The organism is Pseudomonas sp. MT3 (genome assembly GCF_054720805.1).
Window position 1 is genome coordinate 1 of record NZ_JBTVPY010000029.1, and the last position, 26331, is coordinate 26331.

The 26331-nt window shown below is 66.9% G+C and carries 23 protein-coding genes and 1 pseudogene; 6 read left to right on the forward strand and 18 right to left on the reverse strand.

The window, feature by feature from the left end:
• Positions 1–608: 608 nt before the first annotated feature.
• The 13 genes from ACYCAX_RS23435 to ACYCAX_RS23495 all read right to left on the reverse strand — a co-directional run bounded on the left by ACYCAX_RS23435 (position 609) and on the right by ACYCAX_RS23495 (position 14059).
• Positions 609–1034 (reverse strand): GNAT family N-acetyltransferase, encoded by a 426-nt coding sequence (locus ACYCAX_RS23435; protein ID WP_015474923.1) that lies wholly within the window; start codon positions 1032–1034, stop codon positions 609–611.
• Between the two features lie 261 nt (positions 1035–1295).
• The gene (siaD, locus tag ACYCAX_RS23440; RefSeq protein WP_015474924.1) at positions 1296–2084 is read right to left on the reverse strand and encodes a biofilm regulation diguanylate cyclase SiaD; all 789 of its coding nucleotides are present in this window, start codon (positions 2082–2084) and stop codon (positions 1296–1298) included.
• A 5-nt stretch (positions 2085–2089) separates the two neighbouring features.
• Entirely contained in the window at positions 2090–2470 is a 381-nt protein-coding gene (siaC, locus tag ACYCAX_RS23445; RefSeq protein ID WP_015474925.1) for a biofilm regulation phosphoprotein SiaC, read from the reverse strand.
• Between the two features lie 26 nt (positions 2471–2496).
• Positions 2497–3039 carry a biofilm regulation protein kinase SiaB gene (gene siaB / locus ACYCAX_RS23450; RefSeq protein WP_294975126.1) on the reverse strand — a complete coding sequence of 181 codons (543 nt, stop codon included), beginning with the start codon at positions 3037–3039 and terminating at the stop codon, positions 2497–2499.
• A gap of 9 nt (positions 3040–3048) precedes the next feature.
• Positions 3049–5037, reverse strand: a complete 1989-nt coding sequence (gene siaA / locus ACYCAX_RS23455) for a biofilm regulation protein phosphatase SiaA (RefSeq protein ID WP_051070415.1) — start codon at positions 5035–5037, stop codon at positions 3049–3051.
• Positions 5038–5231: 194 nt separating this feature from the next.
• Positions 5232–6281, reverse strand: coding sequence for a protein-glutamate methylesterase/protein-glutamine glutaminase (locus tag ACYCAX_RS23460; protein ID WP_460248952.1), 1050 nt, complete (start codon positions 6279–6281; stop codon positions 5232–5234).
• A gap of 12 nt (positions 6282–6293) precedes the next feature.
• Entirely contained in the window at positions 6294–6887 is a 594-nt protein-coding gene (gene cheD / locus ACYCAX_RS23465; protein WP_015474929.1) for a chemoreceptor glutamine deamidase CheD, read from the reverse strand.
• Position 6888: 1 nt separating this feature from the next.
• The gene (locus tag ACYCAX_RS23470) at positions 6889–7734 is read right to left on the reverse strand and encodes a CheR family methyltransferase (protein WP_294975114.1); all 846 of its coding nucleotides are present in this window, start codon (positions 7732–7734) and stop codon (positions 6889–6891) included.
• A gap of 249 nt (positions 7735–7983) precedes the next feature.
• Positions 7984–10005, reverse strand: coding sequence for a methyl-accepting chemotaxis protein (locus ACYCAX_RS23475; protein WP_294975111.1), 2022 nt, complete (start codon positions 10003–10005; stop codon positions 7984–7986).
• 41 nt (positions 10006–10046) lie between these two features.
• Positions 10047–10532, reverse strand: coding sequence for a chemotaxis protein CheW (locus ACYCAX_RS23480; protein ID WP_015474932.1), 486 nt, complete (start codon positions 10530–10532; stop codon positions 10047–10049).
• On the reverse strand, positions 10519–12354 hold the full coding sequence (locus ACYCAX_RS23485) for a chemotaxis protein CheA (protein WP_460248953.1): 1836 nt from the start codon (positions 12352–12354) through the stop codon (positions 10519–10521). The genes ACYCAX_RS23480 and ACYCAX_RS23485 overlap by 14 nt, the downstream gene beginning before the upstream one ends.
• An 11-nt stretch (positions 12355–12365) precedes the next feature.
• Positions 12366–12731: a response regulator gene (locus tag ACYCAX_RS23490; protein WP_015474934.1), complete on the reverse strand. Its 366-nt coding sequence runs from the start codon at positions 12729–12731 to the stop codon at positions 12366–12368.
• Between the two features lie 140 nt (positions 12732–12871).
• Positions 12872–14059 carry a methyl-accepting chemotaxis protein gene (locus ACYCAX_RS23495; RefSeq protein WP_015474935.1) on the reverse strand — a complete coding sequence of 396 codons (1188 nt, stop codon included), beginning with the start codon at positions 14057–14059 and terminating at the stop codon, positions 12872–12874.
• A 396-nt stretch (positions 14060–14455) separates the two neighbouring features.
• On the opposite strand from ACYCAX_RS23495, the pseudogene ACYCAX_RS23500 reads away from it, so the two are divergent.
• Together ACYCAX_RS23500 and ACYCAX_RS23505 are read left to right on the forward strand one after the other, a co-directional pair.
• A pseudogene (locus ACYCAX_RS23500) lies at positions 14456–14545 on the forward strand (hypothetical protein); the annotation flags it as partial.
• A gap of 91 nt (positions 14546–14636) precedes the next feature.
• Positions 14637–15527 (forward strand): TauD/TfdA dioxygenase family protein, encoded by an 891-nt coding sequence (locus ACYCAX_RS23505; RefSeq protein ID WP_294975098.1) that lies wholly within the window; start codon positions 14637–14639, stop codon positions 15525–15527.
• 74 nt (positions 15528–15601) lie between these two features.
• Here the strand turns inward: ACYCAX_RS23505 and ACYCAX_RS23510 are convergent, their stop codons facing one another.
• From ACYCAX_RS23510 to ACYCAX_RS23525, 4 genes are all read right to left on the reverse strand, one after another.
• Complete coding sequence (locus ACYCAX_RS23510; RefSeq protein ID WP_460248954.1) at positions 15602–16960, reverse strand: 8-oxoguanine deaminase; 1359 nt, start codon at positions 16958–16960, stop codon at positions 15602–15604.
• Positions 16961–17240: 280 nt separating this feature from the next.
• Entirely contained in the window at positions 17241–17924 is a 684-nt protein-coding gene (locus tag ACYCAX_RS23515) for an SDR family oxidoreductase (protein ID WP_294975092.1), read from the reverse strand.
• A 256-nt stretch (positions 17925–18180) separates the two neighbouring features.
• Complete coding sequence (locus ACYCAX_RS23520; RefSeq protein WP_015474946.1) at positions 18181–19488, reverse strand: MFS transporter; 1308 nt, start codon at positions 19486–19488, stop codon at positions 18181–18183.
• A 324-nt stretch (positions 19489–19812) separates the two neighbouring features.
• Positions 19813–20610 carry an AraC family transcriptional regulator gene (locus tag ACYCAX_RS23525; RefSeq protein WP_086009585.1) on the reverse strand — a complete coding sequence of 266 codons (798 nt, stop codon included), beginning with the start codon at positions 20608–20610 and terminating at the stop codon, positions 19813–19815.
• A 77-nt stretch (positions 20611–20687) separates the two neighbouring features.
• On the opposite strand from ACYCAX_RS23525, the gene ACYCAX_RS23530 reads away from it, so the two are divergent.
• From ACYCAX_RS23530 to ACYCAX_RS23545, 4 genes are all read left to right on the forward strand, one after another.
• Complete coding sequence (locus ACYCAX_RS23530; RefSeq protein ID WP_460248955.1) at positions 20688–22304, forward strand: gamma-glutamyltransferase family protein; 1617 nt, start codon at positions 20688–20690, stop codon at positions 22302–22304.
• Positions 22305–22773: 469 nt separating this feature from the next.
• Positions 22774–23610, forward strand: a complete 837-nt coding sequence (locus tag ACYCAX_RS23535) for an outer membrane protein OmpK (protein ID WP_015474949.1) — start codon at positions 22774–22776, stop codon at positions 23608–23610.
• Between the two features lie 140 nt (positions 23611–23750).
• Complete coding sequence (locus ACYCAX_RS23540) at positions 23751–24419, forward strand: TetR/AcrR family transcriptional regulator (RefSeq protein WP_460248957.1); 669 nt, start codon at positions 23751–23753, stop codon at positions 24417–24419.
• On the forward strand, positions 24416–25006 hold the full coding sequence (locus ACYCAX_RS23545; RefSeq protein WP_460248958.1) for an IMPACT family protein: 591 nt from the start codon (positions 24416–24418) through the stop codon (positions 25004–25006). The genes ACYCAX_RS23540 and ACYCAX_RS23545 overlap by 4 nt, the downstream gene beginning before the upstream one ends.
• Positions 25007–25466: 460 nt before the next feature.
• Here the strand turns inward: ACYCAX_RS23545 and ACYCAX_RS23550 are convergent, their stop codons facing one another.
• Positions 25467–26204, reverse strand: coding sequence for a methyl-accepting chemotaxis protein (locus ACYCAX_RS23550; RefSeq protein WP_460248974.1), 738 nt, complete (start codon positions 26202–26204; stop codon positions 25467–25469).
• Between the last annotated feature and the right edge of the window lie 127 nt (positions 26205–26331).

Below are 26331 nucleotides of genomic sequence, written 5' to 3' on the forward strand. Positions count from 1 at the left end.
CCAACACCGATGCGGCCGGGTAATTCTGTTCGCGAGCAAGCTCGCTCCTACGAAAAGCAGTTGGCCCGCAGTCCGTAGCGGTACCCATGCTGCTCAATGCCTGGACTCTATCATCCGCGGCACGCAGCCATCAGCTGCTGCACTTACGCCGCAGGATGAATACCTGTAGGAGCGAGCTTGCTCGCGAACCACCCAACACCGATGCGGCCGGGTAATTCTGTTCGCGAGCAAGCTCGCTCCTACGAAAAGCAGCTGGCCCGCAGTCCGTAGCGGTACCCATGCTGCTCAATGCCTGGGCTCTATCATCCGCGGCACGCACCATCAGTCGCTGCACTTACGTTGCAGGGTGGACACTGTAGGAGCGAGCTTGCTCGCGAACCACCCAACACCGATGCGGCCGGGTAATTCTGTTCGCGAGCAAGCTCGCGCCTGCGAAAAGCAGCTGGCCCGCCGCGATGGGTATCGCTTCGCCCCACACCATCCTGCGAAGAGCTGCCCAACCGAAGTCTCAGGCGTGCGCCGAGTTCGTTCCGCTACAAGAGCATCGCGGACGGAGTCCGCTCCTGCGGGGGTTCATCGCCTGGCGTACAGGCGAGTTCCTTCCATGGTCAGCCGAAGTGCTTCTTCAGGTAGATCCGCTGGTGCCCCGGCGGACAGTCTTCCAGCACGCCCATGCGTTCGAACCCCTGTTTCTCGTAGAAGCCCGGCGCCTGGAAGCTGTAGGTGTAGAGGAACAGGCCGACGCAGCCGCGGCGGCGGGCTTCGTCTTCGGCGAGGGCGATGAGCTGGCTGCCCAGGCCGCTGCCGCGCTGGTCGTTCGGCAGCCAGAGATAGTCGATATAGAGCCAGCCCATGCCGGATTGGCCGAACATGCCGCCGACCACCTCGTCTTGTTTGTCACGGGCGTAGAGTTCGAAGTCGTCGTAGGTGTTGCTGCGGCCCATCTGTTCGAAGTTGTAGGCGAGCAGCCCCTGGATGACCACGTGGCGTGCGTGCGGGTCGACGCCGAGGGTGAAGTTGAAGGTGGATTGCATGGGGCGCTCCGGATTGGCGAAAGCGCCAGTCTAGGGAGCTGGCGGCGGGTTGGGTAGGGAGGAGGGGACAAAAGCGGGTCCGCTCTTGCAAGGGGCTTTCTGCGCACTTCGGCCCGCGATTGCGTCGGAAGAGGGGCGCTCGGGCCGTTCGCTACGGCGGTGTCGCGGAAGGACAGGCAGCGGTAGGCGCCGTTGCCGGGGCCGTATATCCAGCTCTCCAGCGGCGAATTGCCGGGGGCGAACTTGTCGTCCGGCTTCCGCTCAGCCCTGCGAGAACGCGCACTTGTCGCGCCCGCTGCGCTTGGCATCCAGCAGGGCGGCGTCGGCGCGGCTGACGGTCTGCGAGTAGCTTTCACCGGGCTGGTGTTCGGCCACGCCGAAGCTGGCGGTGACGGACAGGGCGTCGGTACCCACGCGTACGGCGAGGCAGCGGATGTCGTTGCGCACGCGTTCGATGATGGCGGCAGCGTCGGCCAGGCGGGTTTCCGGGAGGAGGAGGAGGAACTCCTCGCCGCCCCAGCGCCCGCAGAGGTCGTACTGGCGCAGCGCGGCCTGTATGGCGCGGCCGATTTCCACCAGCACGCGGTCGCCGATGTCGTGGCCCCAGATGTCGTTGACCTGCTTGAAGTGGTCCACGTCGAGCATGGCCAGGACGTAGGTGTCGTGGTGGCGCTGGGCGCGTTCGCTTTCCTCGCGCAGGCGCTCCATCAGCAGGCGGCGGTTGGCGATACCGGTGAGCGGGTCGTGGGTGGCGGCTTCGCGCAGGGCGACGTTGAGGTCGCGCATCATGTCCTGGTAGCGGTCGGAGATGCGCGCGACCTTTTCCAGTTGGCGCAGCTGCTTGTGGTAGCGCTCGGACAGCGTGGAGTTCTGCGCCCGGGCCATGGACTGGAAGCCGTCGGAAATCCGTGCGATGCGTTCCAGGCGCGCGAGCTGGTCGAGCGATTGCTGGTGCTTGAGGTACAGCGCCTCGCGCAGGGGGTGCCCCTCGTATTGGGGGTCGGCCAGCAGTTCGTCGATCAGCAGGTCCAGCTCGCGCTCGCTTGTCATGGCTCTTACTCGTCGTAGGCTTGGATGACGAACGGGAAGGTACAGTCCTCGCGGAACTCCTCGGCCAGCTCGGCGACGCGCTCGTTGCGTCGGTCGTAGTGCCAGGCGACGGCGGCGGCGCGGCCTTCGCGGTGGGCCTCTTCGAGCAGGTCGAAGATATCCATCATGGCCTTGATGGAGCTGGTGTTGAGGTATAGCAGGCGCAGGTCGAGCGTGAGCGGGCGTTGTTCCCCGGCGAGGAAGCGCTCGACCCATTCGATCACCTGGCCGAACAGTTCATAGGAGTTTTCCGGGTAGGAGTCGCCTTGCATCGTGAGGGTGCCGGCCTGCCAGTCGCCGTGGATCGATGGAGTGGACTGGGTTCCTGCGATGTTGAGGTTGGTCATGGCTGGGTGTCCCTGGATTCGCGTGTTCAGATCACGGCGCGCAGGCTGAAGAAGGCGCGGCCGTCGGGTTGTTCGGTGAGGGAAGTCTTGAGCGGCGCGTTGGATTTGCGGGCGATGTCCAAGAGGCCCAGGCCGGCGCCGGTGGTGGCTTCGGCATCGCGCGGGCGGCGCAGCTGTTCCTTGTAGGCGGCCTTGAGCTGGACCTTGTCCAGGTCGGCGATGCTCTCGATGCTGCGCACCAGGCTGCGGCCGTCTTCCAGTTCCACCAGGTTGCCGGCGGAAACCACGTAGTGGCCTTCCTCGTCGCGGGCGATGGCGACGGTGGCCGAGGCATCCTGTTCGCCGTAGCCGCGCAGGGAGGCGTAATGGCGGATGTTCTGGGTCATTTCGATGTAGACCGCGAACACGTCCATCGCTTCGCTGGGATGCGCCTGCTCGGCCTGCAGGTAGTTGCGCAGGGCATGGCCGATTTCTTCGATCAGGCTGCGCGAGATGGGCCCGTTGAAGCAGAGCAGTATGCGTTGCCGGGTGTAGCTCTCGCGCATGGCCAACAGATCTAGCGATTCCATGGAATACCCCTAGTCGAATCGGAAGGAGAGGATGGTGATGTCGTCGCGCTGCGGACGCTCGCCCTGATACCGGGCGAGGGTAGCGGCGAATACGTCCGCCTGCTCGGCCAGTGGTCGGCACGCGTGGCTGCGCAGCATGTCGGCGAAGCGGCTGTTGCCGAAGCCGAAGCCGTGTTCGCCGCCGGCCTGGTCGAGGAAGCCGTCGGTGCACAGGTAGTAGGTCCAGCCGGCCTGCATCGGGACTTCCACATCCTGATAGTCACCCTGGCGCTTGTCGCCGATGGCGCGGCGCGCGCCCTTGTGCTCGCGCACGTCGGTGCCGTCGCTGGCGAACAGGGAAATCTTCGCTCCGGAGAAATGCAGCCGCTTGCGCTGGTGGTCGACGCGCACCAGGCCGGCGTCCATGTTGGTGGCCAGGGAGTGGGTGAACTCCTCCTGGCTGAGCATGCCGCGCATGACGTGGTCGGTTTCGCGCAGGATGGCCGCCGGGTCGTGGCTCTGCACGCTGTCGATGGCGTGGTCGATGGCGGCCAGGGCGAGCATGGTCATCAGCGCGCCGGGGACGCCGTGACCGGCGCAGTCGACTACGCCGATCAGGCTGTCGTGGGGGCCTTCGCGGTAGATGTAGAAGTCACCGCCGACCACGTCGCGCGGTTTCCACAGGACGAAGTGGTGCTCGCCCAGGGACTTCTGCAACTGGCGGTCGGGGAGGATGGCGCGCTGGATCAGGCTGGCGTAGTCGATGGAGTCGCCGATCTTCTTCTGCGCGGCGGCCATTTCGCGGTTGGCCGCTTCCAGCGCCTGGGTGCGCTGCTGCACCTTGTCTTCCAGTTCCTCGGTATGCCGGCGGACCTGGTCGGCCATGCTGGCGAAGGCGGACGACAGCTCGCCGATCTCGTCCGGGCGGGTGCGCGGCAACGGGCTGTCGTACTGGCCGGCGGCAATCGCCTTGGCCGATTGCTTGAGGCCGCGCAGCGGGCGCAGCACCAGCAGGTCGACGGTGTAGGCGAAGCCGAGCAGGAGGATCGCCAGCAGCCCGGCGAGGGTGCCCGCCAGCGGCCACATCCAGCGGCTGTCGAGCACCTGCGCGGCGTGCAGGTCGATGGCGCTGAGCACGTGCCAGCGCAACTGCGGGATGTAGGCCATCGCCAGCAGTTGTTCCTTGCCGTCGAGCGTCGCCCACATCGTTTCCACTTCGCCGGGGTTGGCCTCGGCCTGGCGCAGGGTCTGGCGCAGGGCGGCGCGGTCCTGGTCGCTGCCGAGCAGGTCGAACACGCGGTGCTTGGCCTTGGCGCCGGCGCCGGAGGAGAAGGCGATCATGCGCGTGTCCGGGTGCGCCTGGATGGCGCCGTCGGGGTCGACGATCATCGGCGTCACCCCGGCCTCGCGGCGCGAGATGAACTGGTCGAGGAACTCGGTGAGATCCAGGCCGCCGCCGGCCAGGCCGACCTTTTCGTTGCCGGCGCGGACCACCATGTTGAACCAGACCTTGGTGACCTTGAGCTTGGCGTCGTAGTTGACGTTGATGTTGTACGACTCGCCGCGCGCCAGGGTGTCGAAGTACCAGCGGTCCTGCGGGTCGTTCTCGCTCAGGGTGTAGCGCGGGGAGTTCGAGAGCGGCGAGCTGGAGTCGTTGAAGTAGTAATGGCGCGAGGCGTCCACCACGACGAAATAGGAGTAGTTGCGCTGGTCGGCGCGGTAGCCGTCGGCTTCGCGGAAGAACAGCGAGCGGCGCGCCGGATCGTTCTCGTCGAGCATCCAGTCCTGCGTCACCACGGACTCGGCCAGCCGACGCGAAAGCGCCAGCTCGCGGATCACCGGAGCGATGATCTTCTGCTGGTTGAGCAGGGTGAAGTTCCTCGCGAAGGCGAGGCCGAAATGTGTGCGGATGTCTTCCATCGCCTTCCAGCCCAGCAATACCGCCGGTACCAGTGCCAGAAGACAGGCGATGAGCAATGCCACCACCGATTTACCGCGCAACCCCCATCTTGCCGCCATGGCTCTCTCAATTCTCCTCGTCGCCCGCCGTCTGCCGGTCTTTTGGCGAAAGCTCAATTGTGCAGTTTGTATACGGGCACAATCAAACCAAATTGATGGCGGAACGCCATAATTCTGACGTCACACAATCGACTCTCAGGAGTCTAGCCATTGTCTGAAATATCGCTTAGATGGCGTTTGGGTTTCGTGCACCACTAGACGCGATTTCCTCCACCGCTCTGCCGGGCCTGTTGCAGCAGGGCGGCGGCGATGCGTTCCAGCGGCAGGACTTCCTTCGCCGCGCCCAGCTCCACCGCCTCGCGGGGCATGCCGTAGACCACGCAACTGGCCTCGTCCTGGGCGATGGTGTGGCCGCCGGCCTGACGGATGGCCTGCAGGCCCCGCGCGCCGTCCTTGCCCATGCCGGTGAGCAGCGCCGCCAGCAGGTTGCGCCCGGCGCAGCGGGCGAGGGAGTCGAACATCACGTCCACCGCCGGCCGGTGGCCGTTGACCGCTGCCTCGTGCTGCAGGTGCGCCACGTAGTTGGCGCCGCTGCGACGCACTTCCATGTGGAAGTCGCCGGGAGCGATGAGTACGTGGCCGGGGAGGATGCGGTCGCCGTCGCGGGCCTCGCGTACGCAGAGGCGGGTCTGGCGGTCCAGCCGTTCGGCGTAGGATCTGGTGAAGCCCGGCGGCATGTGCAGGGTGACCACGGTGCCGGGGCAGTCCGGCGGCAGTCCCAGCAGCACTTCCTTGATCGCCTCGGTGCCGCCGGTGGAGGCGCCGATGGCGATGATCTTCTCGGTGCTCAGCAGCGGCCCGCCGGCGGTGGCACTCGCGCCGGTGGCCACGCTGGGCCTGCGCATCCGCGCGCGGGCGGCGGTCTTGAGCTTGGCGCGGATTTCCTCGGCGTAGGCCTGCATGCCTTCGGCGATGCACAGGCGCGGCTTGGCGATGAAGTCGATGGCGCCCAGCTCCAGTGCGCGCAGGGTGGCCTCGGAGCCCGTTTCGGTGAGCGAGGAGATCATCAGCACCGGGGTCGGCCGGCCCTTCATCAGCTTGTCGAGGAAGGTCAGGCCGTCCATGCGCGGCATTTCCACGTCGAGGGTGATCACGTCCGGCGAGTGCTGCTTGATCAGGTCGCGGGCGGCGAAGGCATCCGGCGCGCAGCCCACCAGGTGCAGCTCCGGGTCGCCCTGGATGATGTCCTTGAGCAGGCTGCGGACCAGCGCCGAATCGTCGACCACCAGAACCCTGATCGTCATGCCGCCCTCCCTTCAGAACAGATCGATGGTCCCGCCGCGCGTCTGCCGCGACAGTTGCTGACGGTATTGCCGCTCGCGCTGCAGCAGCGTGTCGTTGGCCAACACGCGCAGCTTGCGCACCAGCACCCGGCCGCTGCCGGGGAAGAAGTAGACCTTGCGCGGGTGCACGTCGAGCAGGTCCTGGGCGAGCACCGGAATGCCCTCGGCGCCCAGGTAGTCGAGGACGAACTCGACGTTGCGCTGGCCGACGTCGGCGCTGAGGTTCTGCAGCACCGAGCCGCCGCCGAACACCTTGGCCTCGAAGTTCCGCCGCTGGGCGCCACGGCGCACCAGGGCGCTGATCAGCAGGTCCATTGCGTGCACGCCGTAACGCCCGGAGCTGGACAGCAGGCGGCGGGTGCCGGCGTCGCCGGGCAGCATGAAGTGGTTCATCCCGCCCAGCCCGCTGCTGCGGTCGCGCAGGCAGACCGAGACGCAGGAGCCGAGCACGGTGACGATCATCAGTTCCTCGGCGGTGACGAAGCATTCGCCGGGCAGCAGCTTGACCGCGTCCATGCCGAAGCGTGGGTCGTGGTAGCGGTTGAGGGGCGCGTAGGCTGCGCTCATCTCAGGCCGACCCCGCCGCCTGGTAGGTGGTGCGGCCCACCGAGCGCACCAGGTGGTTGGCGTGGACGAAGTTTTCCGAATGCCCGGCGAACAGCAGCCCGCCGGGGCGCAGCAGGCCCACCATGCGTTCGAGCAGGCGGGTCTGGGTCGGCTTGTCGAAGTAGATCATCACGTTGCGGCAGAAGATCGCGTCGAGCCCGCCACTGATGCCCCAGTGGGCGTCGAGCAGGTTGATCTGGCGGAACTCCACCAGTTGCCGCAGTTCGCCGACCACCCGCGCCTTGCCGGTGTTGTCGCCGGTGCCGCGCAGGAAGAAGCGTTTCTTCTGGCTGCTGTCCAGCGCTTCCAGGCGCTCCATCGGGTAGATGCCCTGGCGCGCGCTGTGGAGCACGCCGGTATCGATGTCCGAGGCCATGATCTGCACTGGCGGGGTGAAGCTGCCCAGGGCGTCCACCAGCGTCATGGCGATGGAGTAGGGCTCTTCGCCGGTGCTCGAGGCGGTCGACCAGATGCGCAGTGGACGGTGGTCGCGCAGCTGTTCCTCGGCGAAGCGCGCCAAGTGCTCGAAGTGGTGGCGTTCGCGGAAGAACGCGGTGAGGTTGGTGGTCAGCGCGTTGACGAATTGCTGCCACTCTTCCTCGTGGTCCTCCAGGTAGGCGAAGTACTCGGCGAAGCTGTTCAGCCGCAGGCTGCGCAGGCGCCGGGAAAGGCGGCTGTAGACCAGTTGTTGCTTGTTCTCCGAGAGGCTGATGCCGGCGTGCCGGTACAGCCGTTCGCGCACCTGCTGGAAGTCTCGGCGGGTGTAGTGGAACTCATGGTCGGGGGCCGGCAGGTCAATGTTGGGCATGGGGTCGATCCGTGTGTTCTGGGCGCGTCATTCGAATTTCTGGATGCTCGGGGGAGTCTGGCGCGGTGGCCTTGCCCTCACCCCCAGCCTTCTCTCTCGGGAGAGGGTCAGGGTGAGGGGGCTCTTACGGCCCCCTGTCCCCGGTGAAGAGCCCCTGCATACCGGGCTCATCTCCAACCTTCCCTGGTCCGCTTGCGGCGACCGGCCCTCCCATTGCTCCGGCCGCCGCCATCCCTGCGCCCCGCCCGATCAGAACTCTTCCCAATCCTCTTCCTTGCCCTTGGCCCGCACCGCCTTGGCCACCCCGCGCGCGGCGCGGGAGGCGTGCGCTGGCGCCTCGGCCCGCGCCGGGCGAGCGGCGGTCAGGGGCACCACGGTGGCCGAGGTGTCGAGCTTGAACACCGAAACCGACTGGTTGAGCAGCCCGGCCTGCTCCTGCAGGGCCTCGGCCGAGGCCGCGGCCTCTTCCACCAGCGCGGCGTTCTGCTGGGTCATCTCGTCCATCTGCGACACCGCGCCGTTCACCTCCTCGATGCCGCTGCTCTGCTCGGCGGAAGCGGCGGCGATCTCGGCCATGATGTCGGTGACGCGCTTGATCGCCACCACGATGTCGCTCATGGTCTGGCCGGCCTGGGCGACCAGGGTGTTGCCGTTCTCCACCTTGTCCACCGAGTCGTTGATCAGCGTCTTGATCTCCTTGGCGGCGGCGGCCGAGCGCTGCGCCAGGGTGCGCACTTCCCCTGCGACCACGGCGAAGCCGCGGCCCTGTTCTCCAGCGCGCGCCGCTTCCACCGCGGCGTTGAGGGCGAGGATGTTGGTCTGGAAGGCGATGCCGTCGATCACCCCGATGATGTCGGCGATCTTGCGCGCCGAGTCGTTGATGGCCGACATGGTGCCGACCACCTTCTGCACCACGCTGCCGCCTTCGGTGGCGACTTCCGAGGCGTTCACCGCCAGCGAGTTGGCCTGGCGGGCGTTCTCGGCGTTGAGCTTCACCGTGCTGGTCAGCTCCTCCATGCTCGAAGCGGTTTCCTCCAGGCTCGAAGCCTGCTGCTCGGTGCGGGTGGACAGCTCGGCGTTGCCGCTGGCGATCTCGCTGGCGGCGGTGTGGATGGTGTCGGCGGCCTCGCGGATCTGCCCGAGCATGCGCGACAGGCTCTGCGCGGTTTCGTTGGAGTAGTCCTTGAGCTCGCCGAAGGTGCCCTGGTAGTCGGCGTCGATGCGCTGGGTCAGGTCGCCCTGGGCCAGCGCGCCGAGCATCCGGGTGACGTCGCGCAGGCCCTTGTCGGCGGTCTCCACCAGGTTGTTCAGGCCGGTGGCCAGCTTGAGGAAGAAGCCGTCCTTGTTGGACGCCTCGATGCGCTTGCTGAAGTCGCCGGCGGCGGCGGCCTCCACCAGTTGCGAGACCTCCTGTTCGGCGCGGAACTCCTCGGTGCGGTCGGTCCATTGCACCGCCGAGCCCAGGCGCTCGCCGGCATCGCTGAACACCGGCACCACGTCCAGGGCGAAGCGCCGGCCGCCGAGGTTCAGCTCGGCCTGGTAGCGTCCGCTGAGGTGGGCGAGCAGGGTGCGCTGGTGTGCCGGGTTCTTGTGGAACATGTCGATGTTGGCGCCCATCAGGCGGCTGGCGTTGAAGTTCGGCAACTGCTTGCGGATGTCCGCCTCGGCGCGGCCGAGCATCTCGCTGACGGTGCGGTTCATGTAGATGATGTCGAGGTCGTTGTTGGCGATCATCACGTTGGCCGAGACGTTATCCAGCGCGCTCTTGATCCCGGCGTTGTACTCGGCGGCGTCGGCGCTGGCCCTGAGGCTGGCGCGCACGCCGTCGATGGCCTCGGTGATCATCGCCTTCTTGCCCGGCAGACGGTCCATCTCCGGCGAGAGGTCGCCCTTGCCGTAGGCGGTGACGGTGGCCACCACCTTCATCTTCACCGCGATGTGCGAGGCGACCAGCTCGTTGATGCCCTTGGCGATGCGTGCCGGGCGGCCGCTGAGCCTGTCCGCCGGGATCACTTCGTCGATCCAGCCCAGCTCGTGCTGGTGGCTCATCTCGGCAAGGCCGGCCTCCAGGGCCTCGTTCTGCGCCAGCTCCGCGCGCTGCTCGCGCAGGGTGCGCTGCACGCTGCGCAGGCCGTCGTAGAGGCGCTCGTAACCGGGCGCGGGGGCCTCGCCGATGGCGACATCGAGGTTGCCGTCGACCAGGCTGTGGAGAAGGGCGGTGATGCGGTCGGCGCGTTGCTGCGCCACGGCGTGTGCGTTGAACAGACCCATTGTCGTTATCCTCGGCTCAATCTTTTTTTGTCGTGTGGCAGTCAGGCGGCGGCTTCATCGACCAGCGCCATCTCGCGGCTGGTCATGAGTTTTTCGATGTCCACCAGGATCAGCATCCGCTCGCCCGCGGTGGCCAGGCCGAGCAGGTATCGGGTATCGAAGCTGGCGGCGAACTCCGGCGGCGGCTTGATCTCCTCGCCGGCCAAGGCGATCACGTCGGAGACCGAATCCACTACCGCGCCGACGATGCGCCGGCCGACGTTGAGGATGATCACCACGGTGAACTGGTCGTAGCTGATGTCGGCCAGGTTGAACTTGATGCGCAGGTCGACGATGGGCACGATGGCGCCGCGCAGGTTGATCACGCCCTTGATGAAGGCGGGCGCGTTGGCGATCGCGGTGACCTGGTCATAGCCACGGATTTCCTGCACGCGCAGGATGTCGATGGCGTATTCCTCGCGGCCCAGGGTGAAGGTCAGGTACTCCTGCGCGGGGCTGGCCGCGAGGCTGGCTTCAGTGGCGCTCATGGGTGGTTTCTCCTTGTGCCGCCAGGCGCGGCAGGGCGTCGACATCGAGGATCAGGGCGACGCTGCCGTCGCCCATGATGGTGGCGCCGGCGATCCCGTCGATCCGGCGGAAGTTCTGTTCCAGGCTCTTGATCACCACCTGCTGCTGGCCCACCAGTTCGTCCACCTGCAGGGCGAAGCTCTTGCCCTCGGATTCGAGGATCACCACGATCGCCTGCTCCGGCGGCAAGGGCGTTGCGTCGATGTGCAGCAGCGCGTGCAGGGAGAACAGCGGGAGGTACTCGCCGCGCACGCGGATCACCGCCGCCTCGTCGCCGGCCATGCCGCGCACGTCGTCGGCGCGGGCCTGCAGCGACTCGACGATGTAGGTCAGCGGGATCACGTAGTTGACCTTCTCCACCGCGACGATCAGGCCGTCGAGGATGGCCAGGGTCAGCGGCAGGCGGATGCCCAGGCGGGTGCCCAGGCCGGCGGCCGAGTCGATCTCGATGCGCCCGCCCATGGCCTGGATGTTGCGCCGCACCACGTCCATGCCGACGCCGCGCCCGGAGAGCTCGGTGACGGTCTCGGCGGTGGAGAAGCCGGGCATGAAGATCAGTTGCCAGACTTCCGCGTCGGCCATCCCGTCGTGCACCGCCATGCCCTTCTCGCGGGCCTTGGCGAGGATGCGCTCGCGGGACAGGCCTCGGCCGTCGTCGGAGATTTCCACCACCACGCTGCCGCCCTGGTGGCTGGCGGCGAGCTTCACCGAGCCCTGCGCCGGCTTGCCGGCGGCCAGGCGTTCGGCGGGCGTCTCGATGCCGTGGTCGATGCTGTTGCGCACGATGTGGGTGAGCGGGTCGCTGAGCTTCTCGATGACGCTCTTGTCCAGCTCGGTGTGCTCGCCCTGGAGGATCAGCTCGACCTGCTTGCCCAGGCGCGCCGAGGTGTCGTGCACCAGTCGCGGGAAGCGGCTGAAGATGAAGCTGATCGGCAACATGCGGATCGACATCACCGATTCCTGCAAGTCGCGAGTGTTGTGCTCCAGTTGCGCCAGGGCCTGCTGCAGACGCTCGTAGTGCGTGGGGTCGAGGTCCTCGCTGAGCTGGCTGAGCATGGCCTGGGTGATCACCAGTTCGCCGACCAGGTTGATCAGGCTGTCGATCTTCTCGACGCTGACCCGGATCGAGCTGGACTCGCCCTCGCTGCGGCTGTCCGCGCGCGCCGCCGCCACGGGCTTGGCCGGCGCCGGCGCGGACGCCGGTGCGGCCTCGCTGGAAGCGCCCGGCGTACCGGGCGCGTCGTCGAAGAAACCGAAGTCTTCGTGGGCGGCCGCGGGTTCGCTGGAGGGCGTGCCGGGGGCGTCATCGAAGAAACCGAACGCATCGTCGTCGCTGGCCGCCCGGGGCGTACCCGGCGCCTCGTCGAAGGAGCCAAGCGCCGTACTCTCTGCCGGCTCCGCCAGCCAGGCGCGCAGGCGCTGCACCGTAGCCTGCACCGGCGCGCTCGGGTCCGGGCACTGGTCGCGGTGGGCGTCGAGCAGGCGCTGCAATACGTCGCGGGCTTCGAGGAACACCCCGATCATCTCCGCGCGCAGGGCGGTCTGCCCGCAGCGGATGCGGTCGAGCAGGGTTTCCAGTTCGTGGGTGACGGCGGTCAGGTCGTCGAAGCCGAACATGCCGCTGGAGCCCTTGATCGAGTGGGCCGCGCGGAAAATGCCGTTGAGCGCCTCGGCGTCCGGCTGATCGAGGTCGAGCCCGATCAGCAGCAGTTCGAGGGTGGCCAGGTGTTCGTCGGTTTCCTCGAAGAACACCTGGAGGAATTGCTCCATACCGTTAGCCATCTGGGGTTCCCCTACGGCAGGACCTTGCGGGTCACTTCAAGGAGCTTGGGCGGGTCGAACGGCTTGACCAGCCAGCCGGTGGCGCCGGCGCTCTTGCCCTGCTGCTTCATGGCATCGCTGGACTCGGTGGTCAGCATGAGGATCGGCACGCTGCGGTAGCCGGCCATGTCGCGCAGGCTGCGGATCAGCGACAGGCCGTCCATGTTCGGCATGTTCTGGTCGGTGAAGACCAGGTTGTAGGTCTTGCGCTGGGCCTTGCCCAGGCCGTCCCTGCCGTCCACGGCCTCGTCCACGTCATAGCCGGCGGACTTGAGCGTGAAGCTCAGCATCTGCCGGATCGAGGCCGAGTCGTCGACGATCAGAATCTGCTTTCCCATTGCGTGACTACTCCTTGTTCCCAGGGGCTGGCATTCGGGGAGATGGGCCGGCGTCAGCCCACCAGGGCGATGTTGGCCAGGTACTCGATGATCGACTGCAACATGTCACTGCCTCCTTTGCATCCGTCGGGTGGGTGCACTCAGAACAGCTCGACTTCTCCGGCGCTGAGGCTGGTCTGCGCCACCGGGTTGTTCAGCGGGCGGTCGAGTTCGGCGACTTCCGCACGCAGGCGCTCGCCCCATTCCCGGGGCTCGCGGCCATCCAGCGCGCCGAGGCCGACGGCCAGCGCAGCGAGACGCGCGCCGTGCTTGCCGATCTGTCCCAGCAACTGGCTGCTCATGTCCTGGAATTGCAGGGCGGTGACCGCCGCGTTGACGCCGTCGCCCACCTCCAGGGAAATCCGGTCCAGCTCCTGCACCACCTTGAGGGTGTGCTGGTTCATCGCGTCGAGGTCGTCGAGCATGCTCTGGATCTTCTGGCGCGAGTCGAGGGCGAAGGACATGTCCTTGTCGGCCAGTTGGGCGATGGCGCCCTCGGCGTCCTTGATCTCGTGGTAGACCACGTCGACGTGTTCGCGGATGGCTTGCGAGAAGTGCGTGGAACGGGTGGACAGCGCGCGTACCTCGTCGGCCACCACGGCGAAACCGCGGCCGCTTTCGCCGGCACGGGCGGCCTCGATGGCGGCGTTCAGGGCCAGCAGGTTGGTCTGCTTGGCGATGGCGTCCATGTCCTGGGTGGACTGCAGGATCTCGCCGATCTTGTGGGTGACGCGGTCCATGCGTTCCACCAGTTGCTGCGAGGTGCGGCTGGTTTCCAGGGTGGCCTCGACGAACAGCCCGAGGGTTTCCTGGGTGGCGTGGATGAAGCGCTGGAAGTCGATGTCGTCGTCCAGGTGGCCGCGCCCGTCGTAGCGCTCGATCAGCGAGTGGGACAGGCCGCGCTGGGTGTCGATGCGCTCGGCCAGGCCGTGGAAGCTGTCGGTGAGCTGGGCGATGGCGTGGTGCAGGATGCCGTCGACCTGGTGGGTGTGGCCGTTGAGGTTGGCCAGGTGGGTTTCCACGGCCTCCTGCAACGGGCGCCATTGTGGCAGCTGTTCGCTGTCCAGGCTGACCTGCTGCGCCGTCGTTTGCGCCTGGGCGGGGCCGACCAGCAGGGTGCTCAGCACCAGGCTGGAGAGCCAGCCCACCGGCAGCAGCATCCAGAACGGCACGCCTGCCCAGCAAAGCCCGGCCACCACCGCCCAGGGCAGCGACTGGATAACCAGGCGTTTCGGCCAGCCCTGGCCGGTGGCCTGAACCGCAGGCGAATCGAGTCGGGTATCGCGCATGGTGCACTCCGTTGCCGAGCGCCAGATCGGGGAACCGCGCGGCTGCTGGGGTAGGTCCTAAGCAGTGCTTCGGCCTGGCTTCTTAAAGCTAGAGCGCTGTTGGGTGATGTCAAATTGACGCTATTTTGCCGGCATTCTGCGGGGGGCTTGATCTAGAGAGGTTTTTGCCGGAGACGCCGTTGTCCGGGCTTCGCCTTTGGCGACGGACGGTAGTCTGAAGGCCCCGTACGATAGGGGCTGCAGACGCTTGGGGAGTGGCAGGACGCGCCGGGATTGGCATTACGGGCCAGCCGTTCGCGCATGCCGATGGCTCAGCGCAACAGGAAGGGCGGTGGTGCGTCCTGCACCCCGGTTTCGTTGACGTATTGCTGGTAGTGCTCGATCAGCCCGGCCAGCCAGCCGCGCATCGTGCGCCGCGTGACCCTGGCCGGCGACGTGCCGGTGGGCGTCGACGGGCAGCGCAGCCGGACGATCAAGAAGGTCTGACGCTTCACCCAGAGCCCCTCACCCCAACCCTCTCCCCTTGGGAGAGGGCGGGGGTGAGGGCCGCACGGCACGCACTTACAGGAACGTACCCATGAGCCAATCCACCGCCCTCAGGCAACCCACCCCCGAACCCTTCGCCATCGTCCCCCTCGACGCCCCGCTGGGCGCCGAAGTGCGCGGCCTGGACGCCCGCGAGCCGCTGACCCCGGAGCAGATCCTGGCGATCAGGCAGGCCCACCGCGACCACCACCTCCTGATCTTCAAGCACCAGCAGCTCGACGACGAGCGGTACCTGCGCTTCGCCACTCTGTTCGGCGCGGTGTTCCAGCCGCCGGCGGACGTACCGGTGCTGTCCTCCGGCGCCGACGGCAAGGCGCCGGACATCGTCAAGGTGGCCAATACCGGCGACGGCGAGCTGGGCAACTTCGCCCTGCCGGCCCACGTCGATCACCAGTGGACGCCGGTGCCGTCCTCCGGCTCCTTCCTCTACGCGCTGGAGGTGCCGAAGACCGGCGGCGAGACCCATTTCACCAACCTGGCCCGCGCCTACGCGACGCTGGACGAGGCGACCCGCGCCGAGATCGATGGCCTGCGGCTGATCAACTACAACCCGTTCATCCGCCTGAAGAACGGCGGCTACAACGGCGGCTTCGTGCGCTACCGCACGCCGGACATCGAGCCGATCCAGGGCACCGAGCACCCGCTGGTGCGCACCCATCCGGAAAGCGGCAAGCGCGTGCTGTTCCTCTCGGTGCACACCGAAGTGGAGATCCCAGGCCATGATCCGCAGCAGGGCGCGGCCCTGATCGAGCGGCTGCGCGAGCACCTGCAGCGGCCGGAGCTGAGCTACACGCACAAATGGGAAGTGGGCGATATCGTCTGGTGGGACAACCAGGCCACGCTGCACGCGCGCAACGCGTTCCCGGCCAGCGAGCGGCGGCGCCTCAAGCGAATCAGCCTGAGTGGCAGCCGACCTTTCTAAAAGGGCAATGAGGCGCGGGGGAGGGGCCGGCGCCCCATCCGCCAGCCGTTCCGCCGCGCCTCACCATTTTCGCCTTAGAGCGTGCCGAGCAGCTTGCGCGCGGCCTGGGTGTGGTCGGCGATCAGGCGCTTGAGGTCGAGGCCTTCGACCTCGCCGTCGATGACCCGCCAGGTGCCGCCGATCATGATCCGGTCGGCCTTGTCGGCGCCGCACAGCAGCAGTGCCGACAGCGGATCGTGGCTGCCGGAGAAGCGCAGTTCGTCGAGCTTGAACAGCGCCAGGTCCGCCTGCTTGCCCACCGCCAGTTCACCGATGTCGCTGCGGCCGATGAGCCTGGCCGAACCCTTGGTGGCCCAGCCCAGCGCGCGTTCCGGGGTGATCTGTTCGGCGCCATAGCGCAGGCGCTGGATGTACAGGGCCTGGCGGGCTTCGAGGATCATGTTGGAGGCGTCGTTGGAGGCCGAGCCGTCCACGCCGATGCCCACCGGCGCGCCGGCTTCTTCCAGGGCCACGGTCGGGCAGATGCCCGAGGCCAGGCGCATGTTCGAGCTGGGGCAGTGGCAGACGCCGGTGCCGGCTTCGCCCAGGCGACGGATTTCCTCGTCGTTGAAGTGGATGCCGTGGGCCAGCCAGGTGCGCGAGCCGAGCCAGCCGACGCTGTCCAGGTAGTCCACGGTGCGCTGGCCGAAGCGCTGCAGGCAGAAGTCTTCCTCGTCGAGGGTTTCGGCGAGGTGGGTGTGCAGGCGTACGTCTTCGCGCTCGGCCAGCTCGGCGCTGGCGCGCATGATTTCCGGGGTGACCGAGAACGGCGAGCAGGGCGCCAGGGCGATCTGCACCTGGGCGCCGTCGCCGCGCTGGTGGTACTCGCGGATCAGCCGCTGGCTGTCGTCGAGGATGGCTTCGGCGCTCTGCACGGTCTGCTGCGGCGGCAGGCCGCCGTCGGCCTCGCCCAGGCTCATGGAGCCACGGGTGAGCATGGCGCGCATGCCCAGTTCGGTGACCACGCCGGCCTGCACGTCGATGGCCTGCTCCAGGCCATCGGGGAACAGGTAGTGGTGGTCGGCGGCGGTGGTGCAGCCCGACAGCAGCAGCTCGGTCAGGGCGACCTTGGTCGCCACCGCCAACTGGTCGGGGGTCAGGCGCGCCCACACCGGGTAGAGGGTCTTCAGCCAGGGGAACAGCGGCTGGTTCACCACCGGCGCCCAGGCGCGGGTGAGGGTCTGGTAGAAGTGGTGGTGAGTGTTGATCAGGCCGGGAGTCAGCACGTGCTGGCTGGCGTCGAAGGTCTGCTCGCAGGGAGCCTTGGGCTGCTGGCCGGCGGCGACCAGTTCGACGATGCGACCGTCCTGCACGACGATGCCGCCACGGGCGTCCTGATCGTTGGCAGTGAAGACGGCGAGCGGGTTGCGCAGCCAGAGACGGGTAGAAGGCATGAGTGATTCCTCGTTGGGCGGAGCCGCCGCGTGAGGCGAGCCGGCTCCTGTATTGAGAGAGCCAGCTCAGTGTTAACCCTGTCTGCTGATCCAGGTGCGCTTGGTGCTACCGAGCGGTTCGCTGCGCGTCGGCCATGCGGCGTTGGCGATCGTCGGGAAATGCTCATTGACTGGAGTCAACTGCGCTTTCCCGCCAACCGCCGCCTTGCCTGGCTCTAGCTCGCAGAACCTGACGTCGGAGTCAAGTGAGGGCTCATGGTAGCCGTATCGGGGCGGTTCGTCACCAGTCGATCGTCGTTCCCTGGTAGTCCAGGTAGAACTGGCCGCCACGGCCGGCATGGCCTTCGACCTGGTCGACGAGGCCTTTCACGCTGGTCGGAACATCCAGCGGCGCGGCTTCGCCGCCCATGTCGGTGCGTACCCAGCCGGGATGCAGGTTGAGCACGGTGAGGCCGGTTTCGCCCAGTTCGGCGACGAAGCTGCGGGTCAGCGAATTGAGCGCCGCCTTGCTCGCGCGGTACAGCGCCATGCCGCCGGACTCGTTACCGGCGACGCTGCCCAGCTCCGAGGTCATGAAGGCCAATACGCCGCGCTCGCCATCGATGCGCGGCAACAGGCGCTCGGCCAGGCGCAGCGGCGCCACGGCGTTGACCATGAACAGCTGGCCGATGTCGGCCAGGTTGGCATCGATGGCCGACTGGTGCGGCGGGCCGTAGATGCCGGCGTTGATGAAGACCAGGTCGAAGTGCGCGCCGGCCAGGGCCTCGGCGAGGCGGTCCTGGGAGTGCACGTCGTCCAGCAGCAGCGCTTCGACGCGCACCGGCAGGTTGGCCAGCTCACCGGGGTGGACGACGTCGCGCACGGTGGCGGTGACGTCCCAGCCACGGTCCAGCAGTTCACGCACCAGGCCCAGGCCGAGGCCACGCGAGGCGCCGATGATCAGGGCGGATTTCGGGGTGGTCATGGCAGCCTCCAGCGGTTTGACGGAATCGGGAAAGAATAACCCACAGTGCGGGAGGGCATTTGCTTCCTGTAGGAGCGAGCTTGCTCGCGAACCGCCCAGCGCCAGCGTGGCCGGGGAGCTCTGTTCGCGAGCAAGCTCGCTCCTCCTACGAAAAGCGAAAAACGAAAAGCAGAAACGACAAGGCCCGGCATTGCGCCGGGCCTTGTGGATAAAACGCCCCGGAGAGTGTGCGCCGGGGCCTGGGCAAGGAGCCCAATCAGTCGGTGACGATCTTCGAGTGCTTCTGGGTGTCCTTCATGGTCACGTAGACCAGCAGCGAGCAGGCAATGCACGCGGTGACGTACCAGTAGAAGCCGCTCTCCATGCCGATGCTCTTGAACCACAGCGCCACGTACTCGGCGGTGCCGCCGAAGATGGACACGGTCAGCGCGTACGGCAGCCCCACGCCCAGGGCGCGGATCTCGGTGGGGAACAGTTCGGCTTTCACCACGGCGTTGATCGAGGTGTAGCCGCTGACGATGACCAGCGCGGCCATGATCAGGAAGAACGCGCCCCACCAGGTGTCGATGCTGTGCAGGGTGCTGAGGATCGGGTAGGTGAAGATCGTGCCCAGCACGCCGAAGGCGATCAGGATCGGACGACGGCCGATCTTGTCCGATAGTGCGCCGACGATGGGCTGCAGCAGCATGAACAGGAACAGGGTGGCCGCCGAGATCATGGTCGAGTCGCTCTTGCTCATCCCCACCGTATTCACCAGGTACTTCTGCATGTAGGTGGTGTAGGTGTAGAAGGCCAGGGTGCCGCCCATGGTCAGGCCGACCACGGTGAGCACTTCCTTGGGATGGCGCATCAGCGAGCGCATCAGGCTTTCCTTGGGCTCTTCCTTCTTGGTGGTGAAGGACTCGGTCTCTTCCATGCCGCGACGCAGGTACATGGCGGTTACCGCGCACAGCGCACCGATGAAGAAGGGCACGCGCCAGCCCCAGCTTTCCAGCTGCTCGACGCTCAGGGTCTGTTGCAGCACGATCAGCACCGCCAGGGCGATGAGCTGGCCGGAGATCAGCGTCACGTACTGGAAGCTGGAGAAGAAGCCGCGCTGCTCCTTGTTGGCCATCTCGCTCAGGTAGGTAGCGGACGTGCCGTATTCGCCGCCGACCGACAGGCCCTGCAGCAGGCGCGCGAGCACCAGCAGGATGGGCGCGCCGACGCCGATGGTTTCATAGCTGGGGGTCAGGGCGATGATCAGCGAGCCGAAGCACATCAGCAGGACCGAGGCCAGCAGCGCCGCCTTGCGGCCCTTGCGGTCGGCGTAGATGCCCATCAGCCAGCCGCCGATCGGGCGCATCAGGAAGCCCACGGCGAAGATCGCGGCGGTGTTCAGCAACTGGGCGGTCATGTCGCCCTGGGGGAAGAACGCCTTGGCGAAATACAGCGAGAAGGCGGCGTAGACGTACCAGTCGTACCACTCGACCAGGTTGCCTACCGAGCCGCTGAAGATCGACTTGATGCGCTGGGAAGTCGTACGGGGTGCGGCAGAAGCGGAGACGGCGCTTGCGCTATCCATGGGTATTCCTCTTGTCGTTGTTGTCGTCAGGCGTGCGGACTACGGGTTACGTCACGCCGGCGCGCCGCGAGGGCGGCGCAGTGTCGAGGGCGATAGCAGGCAGCGTGCCAAGGCGCGAAAGCCGCGTGGTAGAAGGGCTCCGGCGTTTCGAGAGGGTATTTGGGCAGGCGAAGGAATGCCGATGGGCGAGGGTGGTGAGCGGAAATCCGCCGACGCAGGGGCCTGTAGGAGCGAGGGGGACGCCTGGTTCTTGCTCGCGAACGCATTCTGCCGGTGGTTCCCGTGCTGTGCGATTCGCGAGCAAGCTCGCTCCTACAAAAGCGTTCAGCGCTGCCGGAACAGATCCCCGGGTGTAAACCCGAACAACCCCTTGAACGAGGCGATATAGGCCGAGGTCGAGTCATACCCGCAATCCAGCGCCGCGGTGGTGACGCTGTCCCCGGCCTCCAGAGAGCCGAGGGAGGCGAGCAGACGCTGGCGCTGGCGCCAGAGGCGGAAGGTCATCCCGGTTTCGCGCTGGAACAGCCGCGACAGGGTCTTCTCCGACGTGCCGATGCGCTGCGCCCAGTCGCCCAGGGTCTGGCTGTCGGTGGGGTGCTCGATCAGCGTCTGGCACAGTTGCAGCAGTCGGCCTTCCTGCGGCATCGGCAGGGAGAAGGCGACTTCCGGCAGGGTGCGCAACTGGTCCAGCAGCACCTCCACCAGCCGCGACTCGGCGCTGTCGCCCTGGGGATAGTCCACCGGCAGCTCGCAGAAACTCTTGATCAGCTCGCGGGCCAGCGGCGTCACCTCCAGCACCCGGCAGCGGTCCGGGGCCCAATCGCAGGCGTCGTCGCGGATGTACAGGCTGCGCATTTCGGCCTGGGTCGAGGTCACCACTTCATGGTCGAGGTAGGCGGGAATCCAGATCGCCCGCTGCGGCGGCGCGAAGAAGCTGCCCTCGGCGGTGTGCACGCCGAGCACGCCGGTAATGGCGTAGGACAGTTGCACCCAGGCGTGATGGTGCTTGCTGGTCCAGGAGCCCGCACGCAGCCGCTCGGCGCGGGCATAGACCGGCCGTGGCAGGCGTTCGAGCACCGGGATCAGGCGTTGCAGTTCGGGAGCTTGTCCTTTCATCGGTATATCTTGAGCGTATGTCGATAGCTGACAGAGTCTGGCAGGGCTACCCTGCCGCCTCAAGCCGTATCCGGAGGACGCCGATGCTCAGTTTTTCCGCCCAGGAATATCCCTATCCCTCGCAGCGCTCGCTGGTCTTTGGCCGCCGTGGGATGGTCGCCACCTCGCAGCCGCTGGCGGCGCAGGTCGGGCTGGACATGCTCAGGCGCGGCGGCAACGCCATCGATGCGGCCATCGCCACGGCAGCGGCCTTGACCGTGGTCGAGCCCACCGGCTGCGGCATCGGCGGTGACGCCTTCGCCCTGGTCTGGGTGAAGGACCGGCTCTACGGCCTGGATGCCAGCGGCCATGCGCCGCAGAAGCTGAGCATCGAGGCGGTGCGCGGCGCCGGGCATACGAAGATGCCGCTGTACGGTTGGACCCCGGTGACCGTGCCGGGTTGCCCGGCGGCCTGGGCGGAGCTGTCGCGGCGCTTCGGCCGCCTGCCGTTCGCCGAGCTGCTGGCGCCGGCCATCGAGCTCGCGCGCGATGGCTTCCCGGTGTCGCCGGTGATCGCCGGCCTGTGGCAGGGCGGCCTGGACAAGTTCCGCGCGGCGCGGTCGCAACATCCCGAGTTGCAGACCTGGTTCGACGAATTCCTCCTCGACGGCCGCGCCCCCTTCGCCGGCGAAATCTTCGCCAATCCGGCCCAGGCCGATACCCTGCAAGCCCTCGCCGACAGCCAGTGCGAAAGCTTCTACCGGGGCGATCTCGCGCGCACCCTCGCCGCCCATGCCGAGCGCAGTGGCGGCTATCTGCGCGCCGATGACCTGGCGCTCTACCAGCCACACTGGGTCGAGCCGATCTCGCTGAACTACCGTGGCTACGACGTCTGGGAAATCCCGCCCGCCGGCCAGGGCCTGGTGGCGCTGATGGCGCTGAACATCCTCAAGGGCTTCGACTTCGGCGACCGCGACAGCCCGGAAACCTGGCACCGCCAACTGGAGGCGATGAAGCTCGCCTATGCCGACGGCCGCACCTACATCGGCCAGCCGGACTGCATGCGCGTCAGCGTGGCCGAACTGCTCAGCGACGACTATGCCGCCCGCCGCCGCGCGCTGATCGGCGCGCGGGCGCTGGAGCCGCATCCGGGCAAGCCGAAGTCCGGCGGCACCGTGTACCTCGCCACCGCCGACGAGGAGGGCAACATGGTCTCCTTCATCCAGAGCAACTACCACGGCTTCGGCTCCGGCGTGGTGGTGCCCGGTACCGGCATCGCGCTGCAGAACCGTGGCGCCGAGTTCAGCCTCGATGCGCAGCACGTGAATGGCCTGAAACCGGGCAAGAAGACCTTCCACACCATCATCCCCGGCTTCCTCAGCAAGAACGGCGTGCCGCTCGGCCCGTTCGGCGTGATGGGCGCCTACATGCAGCCGCAGGGGCACGTGCAGATGGTGATGAACCTGGTCGATTTCGGCCTCAACCCGCAGGCCGCGCTCGACGCGCCGCGCTGGCAGTGGCTGGGGGACAAGCGCGTGGGCATCGAATACCACGCGCCGCGCAGCCTGGCGGCGGTGCTGACGCGCCGTGGCCACCACGTCGAAGTGGCCCATGACCTGACCACCTATGGCCGTGGCCAGATCGTCCTGCGCGATCCGGTGAGCGGCGTACTCTGCGCTGGCACCGAGCCGCGCACCGACGCGCACATCGCCGTCTGGTAAGGCACCGCCCGGCGGCCTGGCGCAATCTTCAGGTGTGGCGCCGGGCCGCCTCTGGCATCATTCGCGCCCGGAAAAACGCGTGGCCTTTCCCGGTGGCAACTGTGTAGATTTCCCACAGAAGAGTTGTATACATATTTTGTTTTGATTCGTTTCAACACAAAATTGTCATGTATACGATTTCTCTTCCGGCGATCGCTCATGCCTGCGCTGAACGCGGTGATGTCGACTCGAAATCGGACAAAGTTGTCTTCCGGGTCAGGAAATGGCTGGCCCAGAGCCGGTCGAGAAGTGCCCGCCGTCCACGCGGGATCCACGCAGAAAGCACGGATCGATCGACGATCCGACATAAAAATGGAACGCCCGGTCAGGTTTGGCGCCAATCTTGCTTTCCCAGGCCGGACCTGACTTACGGGACAGGTTCCGCTGACAACTAAAAATGTAATTCGACTGCACTGATTAGGAGCAACGCATGACTCGCACTCTCGCATCCCTGCTGTTCGCCAGCGGGCTGCTGGCGGCCGGCCAAGCCACGGCTGGCGGTGAAGACCTGACTCCGGCTCCGGCCGTCAACGACGGCCCGCTGATCTGGCACAACGAAAGCCTGACCTACCTGTGGGGCAAGAACTTCAAGGTAGACCCGCCGATCCAGCAGACCTTCACCCTCGAGAGCGCGAGCGGCTGGACCTGGGGCGACATCTGGTTCTTCGTCGACCAGATCAACTACAACGGCAAGGAAAGCGCCGTCAACGGCAAGAATACCTACTACGGCGAGTTCAGCCCGCGCCTGTCCTTCGGCAAGCTCACCGGCACCGACCTGTCCCTCGGCCCGATCAAGGACGTGCTGCTGGCCAGCACCTACGAGTTCGGCGAAGGCGATGTCGAGTCCTACCTGCTTGGCCCGGGCTTCGACCTGGCCCTGCCCGGCTTCGACTACTTCCAACTGAACTTCTACTACCGCAAGCCCGACGGCAACCGCGTACCGTCCGGTGCCTGGCAGATCACCCCGGCGTGGGCCATCACCATCCCGGTGGGCAACTCCGACATCCTGTTCGACGGCTTCATGGACTGGGTCGTCAACAACAAGGACGCCAGCTCCAGCGAGCGGGGCCAGAGCGACTACCACGCCAACCTGCACTTCAACCCGCAGATCAAGTACGACCTGGGCAAGGCCATGGGCTACGAGGCCAAGCACCTGTACGTGGGTATCGAGTACGACTACTGGTCCGACAAGTACGGCATCAAGGATTCCCAGTACTTCACCACCGACCAGAACACCATGAGCGCACTGGTCAAGTACCACTTCTGACGGCTCGCCGGGCCCCGCCACGCGGCGGGGTCCGTGGTCCCGCATGGCGCATTGCCACTTATTTTCTCCGACGAGCGCTTGAATCGCCCGCCCCGCCTGGGTTATCCATGCTGCGCCCCCCGTAGACGTGGACCTGCCACATGACCCTCCAAGTGCCCGCCCATACCGCCCAGAACGGTGAGAAGCCCGCCGGCCGCATTCGCCAGAAGAACGAAGAAGCCATCCTCGCCGCCGCCGAGGAGGAATTTGCCCGTCACGGCTTCAAGGGCACCAGCATGAACACCATCGCCCAGCGCGTCGGCCTGCCCAAGGCCAACCTGCACTACTACTTCAGCAACAAGCTGGGGCTGTACGTGGCGGTGCTGAGCAACATCCTCGACCTGTGGGACAGCACCTTCAACCATCTCACCGTGGACGACGACCCGGCCATCGCACTGGCGACCTACATCCGCGCCAAGATGGAGTTCTCCCGCCGTTACCCGCAGGCCTCGCGGGTCTTCGCCATGGAAATCATCAGCGGCGGCGAATGCCTCTCCGAGCATTTCAGCCAGGACTACCGCGCCTGGTTCGCCGGCCGCGCCGCCGTGTTCCAGGCCTGGATCGCCGCCGGCAAGATGGATCCGGTCGACCCGGTGAACCTGATCTTCCTGATCTGGAGCAGCACCCAGCACTACGCCGACTTCGCCACCCAGATCGCCTTCGTCACCGGCCGCAAGCGCATGTCCAAGCAGGATTTCGGCGACGCCGGCGACAACCTCATCCGCATCATCCTCAAGGGCTGCGGGCTGACGCCGCCGGCGACGGCATGAGTTTCACCCTCGCCGCGCCCGCCCTCTACCAGGAAGAGATCCGCAAGAGCCGCTTCCACTGCGTCGCCGCGCCGATCGCCAGCGAGGCCGAGGCCCAGGCCTTCCTCGCCGCGCACCGCGACGCCAGCGCCGGGCACAACTGCTGGGCCTGGAAGCTGGGCAACCAGTACCGCTTCAGCGACGACGGCGAGCCCGGCGGCACCGCTGGACGACCGATGCTGGTGGCCATCGAGGGGCAGGACATGGACCGCGTGGTGGTCATGGTCAGCCGCTGGTTCGGCGGCATCAAGCTCGGCACCGGCGGTCTGGCCCGCGCCTACGGCGGCTGCGCGGCGAAATGCCTGCAGGACGCGCCGCGCGTGGAGCTGGTGCCCAGCAGCCGGCTGACCTTCGAGTGCAGTTTTGCCGAGCACGCGCTGTTCAAGGCACGGCTGCTGGCGCTCGGCGCGGTCATCGAAGACGAGGCCTACGGCGCCGCCGGCGTACGCCTGATGCTGAACCTGCCGACCGCCCAGGTCGCCGCCCTGCAACGGCTGCTCGGTGATCTCAGCCGGGGTCGTATCCAGGCCGGGTCGCTGGACGCCTGAGGCTTCTCCCCAGTCGCCGTGGAGCCGCCTGTGGATAACCTGTGGCTCGCCTCCGCTTGTGCCGATGAATCGTGGCTCCGGCTGGCCTGCTCAATTTTTGAGCAAAAGCGCCATCGAGAGCTGCGCATTATTTGAACAAGCTGTGGAAAAGCTGTTGGCAACTTTCGCCGGTTTTTCCTGTTCGGAGGCCGTCGGATTATTCAGTGGATTTATGCAGTCCCCGCAGCGCCTGGGCTCGGGTCTTGCAGGCGAGTATTGCGGGGCGGTGGAGAACTCGGTGTAAAAGCTCTGAACAATCTGTGAGTAGTCTGTGAGCTGTAAGGCCGCGATAGTCACCACGGCGGGGTGGTGATCGAACGCCGCAGCGCGTCGCCGGCGGCAAAGCGTGCGTCGCGATGTACCGCCAGGCTGTTGATAACTTTGGGGAAAAAGCGCCGGCGCGGAGGCCGGCGCCGGGGGCCTACAGGCGGAATTGCGCCATCTGCCGCGCCAGGTCGTCGGCCAGGGCGCGCAGCTCGCGGCATTGCTCGCTGCCGTGCTGCACCTCGCGGGTGGTGGCGTGGGCGAGGTCGGCGATGCCCTGCACGTTGCGGTTGATCTCCTCGGTCACCGCCGATTGCTCCTCGGTGGCCGTGGCGACCTGGTGGTTGATGTCGCTGATGCGCTCCACCTGGTCGGCGATGGCGCCCAGCGAGGCGCCGGCCTGTTCGCTGGCGGCCAGGCTCTGGCCGGTGACCTGCTGGCCGGACTGCATCGAGCGCACGGCGGTGTCGGCGCCGTCCTTGAGGCGCTGGATGATGGCGAGGATTTCATCGGTGGAACCCTGGGTACGGCTGGCCAGGGTGCGCACCTCGTCCGCCACCACGGCGAAGCCACGGCCCAGCTCGCCCGCGCGCGCCGCTTCGATGGCCGCGTTGAGGGCGAGCAGGTTGGTCTGCTCGGACACGCCGCGGATCACCGCCAGCACCTGGTCGATGCTCGCCACCTGGTCGGCCAGTTGGCCCACCGCGCCGGCGGCCTCGCCGATCTCGCCGGACATGCGCTGGCCGAGCTGCAGCGAGCCGTCGACCACCCGCCGCGCCTCGCCGGCTTCGTCCCGCGCCTGCTGCGAGGCGCTGGCCGCCTGTTCGGCGTTGCGCGCGATTTCCTGCACGGTGCTGCCCATCTCGTTCACCGCCGTGGCAACCATGTCGGTCATCTCCTGCTGGCGGCCGGCGCGCTCGGCGGTGTTGTCCACCACCTGCGCCACTTCGCCGACGGTGTGCAGCAATTGCTGGCTGGTGGCGAGCACGGCGCCGATCAGCGCGCGCTGGCCTTCGAGGAAG

What these genes read in the sequence shown, in the direction of transcription:
- ACYCAX_RS23435 (WP_015474923.1), bottom strand. Translation starts at nt 1,034, where the DNA reads ATGCAATCCACCTTCAACTTCACCCTCGGCGTCGACCCGCACGCACGC.
- siaD (WP_015474924.1), bottom strand. Translation starts at nt 2,084, where the DNA reads ATGACAAGCGAGCGCGAGCTGGACCTGCTGATCGACGAACTGCTGGCC.
- siaC (WP_015474925.1), bottom strand. Translation starts at nt 2,470, where the DNA reads ATGACCAACCTCAACATCGCAGGAACCCAGTCCACTCCATCGATCCAC.
- siaB (WP_294975126.1), bottom strand. Translation starts at nt 3,039, where the DNA reads ATGGAATCGCTAGATCTGTTGGCCATGCGCGAGAGCTACACCCGGCAA.
- siaA (WP_051070415.1), bottom strand. Translation starts at nt 5,037, where the DNA reads ATGGCGGCAAGATGGGGGTTGCGCGGTAAATCGGTGGTGGCATTGCTC.
- ACYCAX_RS23460 (WP_460248952.1), bottom strand. Translation starts at nt 6,281, where the DNA reads ATGACGATCAGGGTTCTGGTGGTCGACGATTCGGCGCTGGTCCGCAGC.
- cheD (WP_015474929.1), bottom strand. Translation starts at nt 6,887, where the DNA reads ATGAGCGCAGCCTACGCGCCCCTCAACCGCTACCACGACCCACGCTTC.
- ACYCAX_RS23470 (WP_294975114.1), bottom strand. Translation starts at nt 7,734, where the DNA reads ATGCCCAACATTGACCTGCCGGCCCCCGACCATGAGTTCCACTACACC.
- ACYCAX_RS23475 (WP_294975111.1), bottom strand. Translation starts at nt 10,005, where the DNA reads ATGGGTCTGTTCAACGCACACGCCGTGGCGCAGCAACGCGCCGACCGC.
- ACYCAX_RS23480 (WP_015474932.1), bottom strand. Translation starts at nt 10,532, where the DNA reads ATGAGCGCCACTGAAGCCAGCCTCGCGGCCAGCCCCGCGCAGGAGTAC.
- ACYCAX_RS23485 (WP_460248953.1), bottom strand. Translation starts at nt 12,354, where the DNA reads ATGGCTAACGGTATGGAGCAATTCCTCCAGGTGTTCTTCGAGGAAACC.
- ACYCAX_RS23490 (WP_015474934.1), bottom strand. Translation starts at nt 12,731, where the DNA reads ATGGGAAAGCAGATTCTGATCGTCGACGACTCGGCCTCGATCCGGCAG.
- ACYCAX_RS23495 (WP_015474935.1), bottom strand. Translation starts at nt 14,059, where the DNA reads ATGCGCGATACCCGACTCGATTCGCCTGCGGTTCAGGCCACCGGCCAG.
- ACYCAX_RS23505 (WP_294975098.1), top strand. Translation starts at nt 14,637, where the DNA reads ATGAGCCAATCCACCGCCCTCAGGCAACCCACCCCCGAACCCTTCGCC.
- ACYCAX_RS23510 (WP_460248954.1), bottom strand. Translation starts at nt 16,960, where the DNA reads ATGCCTTCTACCCGTCTCTGGCTGCGCAACCCGCTCGCCGTCTTCACT.
- ACYCAX_RS23515 (WP_294975092.1), bottom strand. Translation starts at nt 17,924, where the DNA reads ATGACCACCCCGAAATCCGCCCTGATCATCGGCGCCTCGCGTGGCCTC.
- ACYCAX_RS23520 (WP_015474946.1), bottom strand. Translation starts at nt 19,488, where the DNA reads ATGGATAGCGCAAGCGCCGTCTCCGCTTCTGCCGCACCCCGTACGACT.
- ACYCAX_RS23530 (WP_460248955.1), top strand. Translation starts at nt 20,688, where the DNA reads ATGCTCAGTTTTTCCGCCCAGGAATATCCCTATCCCTCGCAGCGCTCG.
- ACYCAX_RS23535 (WP_015474949.1), top strand. Translation starts at nt 22,774, where the DNA reads ATGACTCGCACTCTCGCATCCCTGCTGTTCGCCAGCGGGCTGCTGGCG.
- ACYCAX_RS23540 (WP_460248957.1), top strand. Translation starts at nt 23,751, where the DNA reads ATGACCCTCCAAGTGCCCGCCCATACCGCCCAGAACGGTGAGAAGCCC.
- ACYCAX_RS23545 (WP_460248958.1), top strand. Translation starts at nt 24,416, where the DNA reads ATGAGTTTCACCCTCGCCGCGCCCGCCCTCTACCAGGAAGAGATCCGC.
- ACYCAX_RS23550 (WP_460248974.1), bottom strand. Translation starts at nt 26,204, where the DNA reads ATGACCGACATGGTTGCCACGGCGGTGAACGAGATGGGCAGCACCGTG.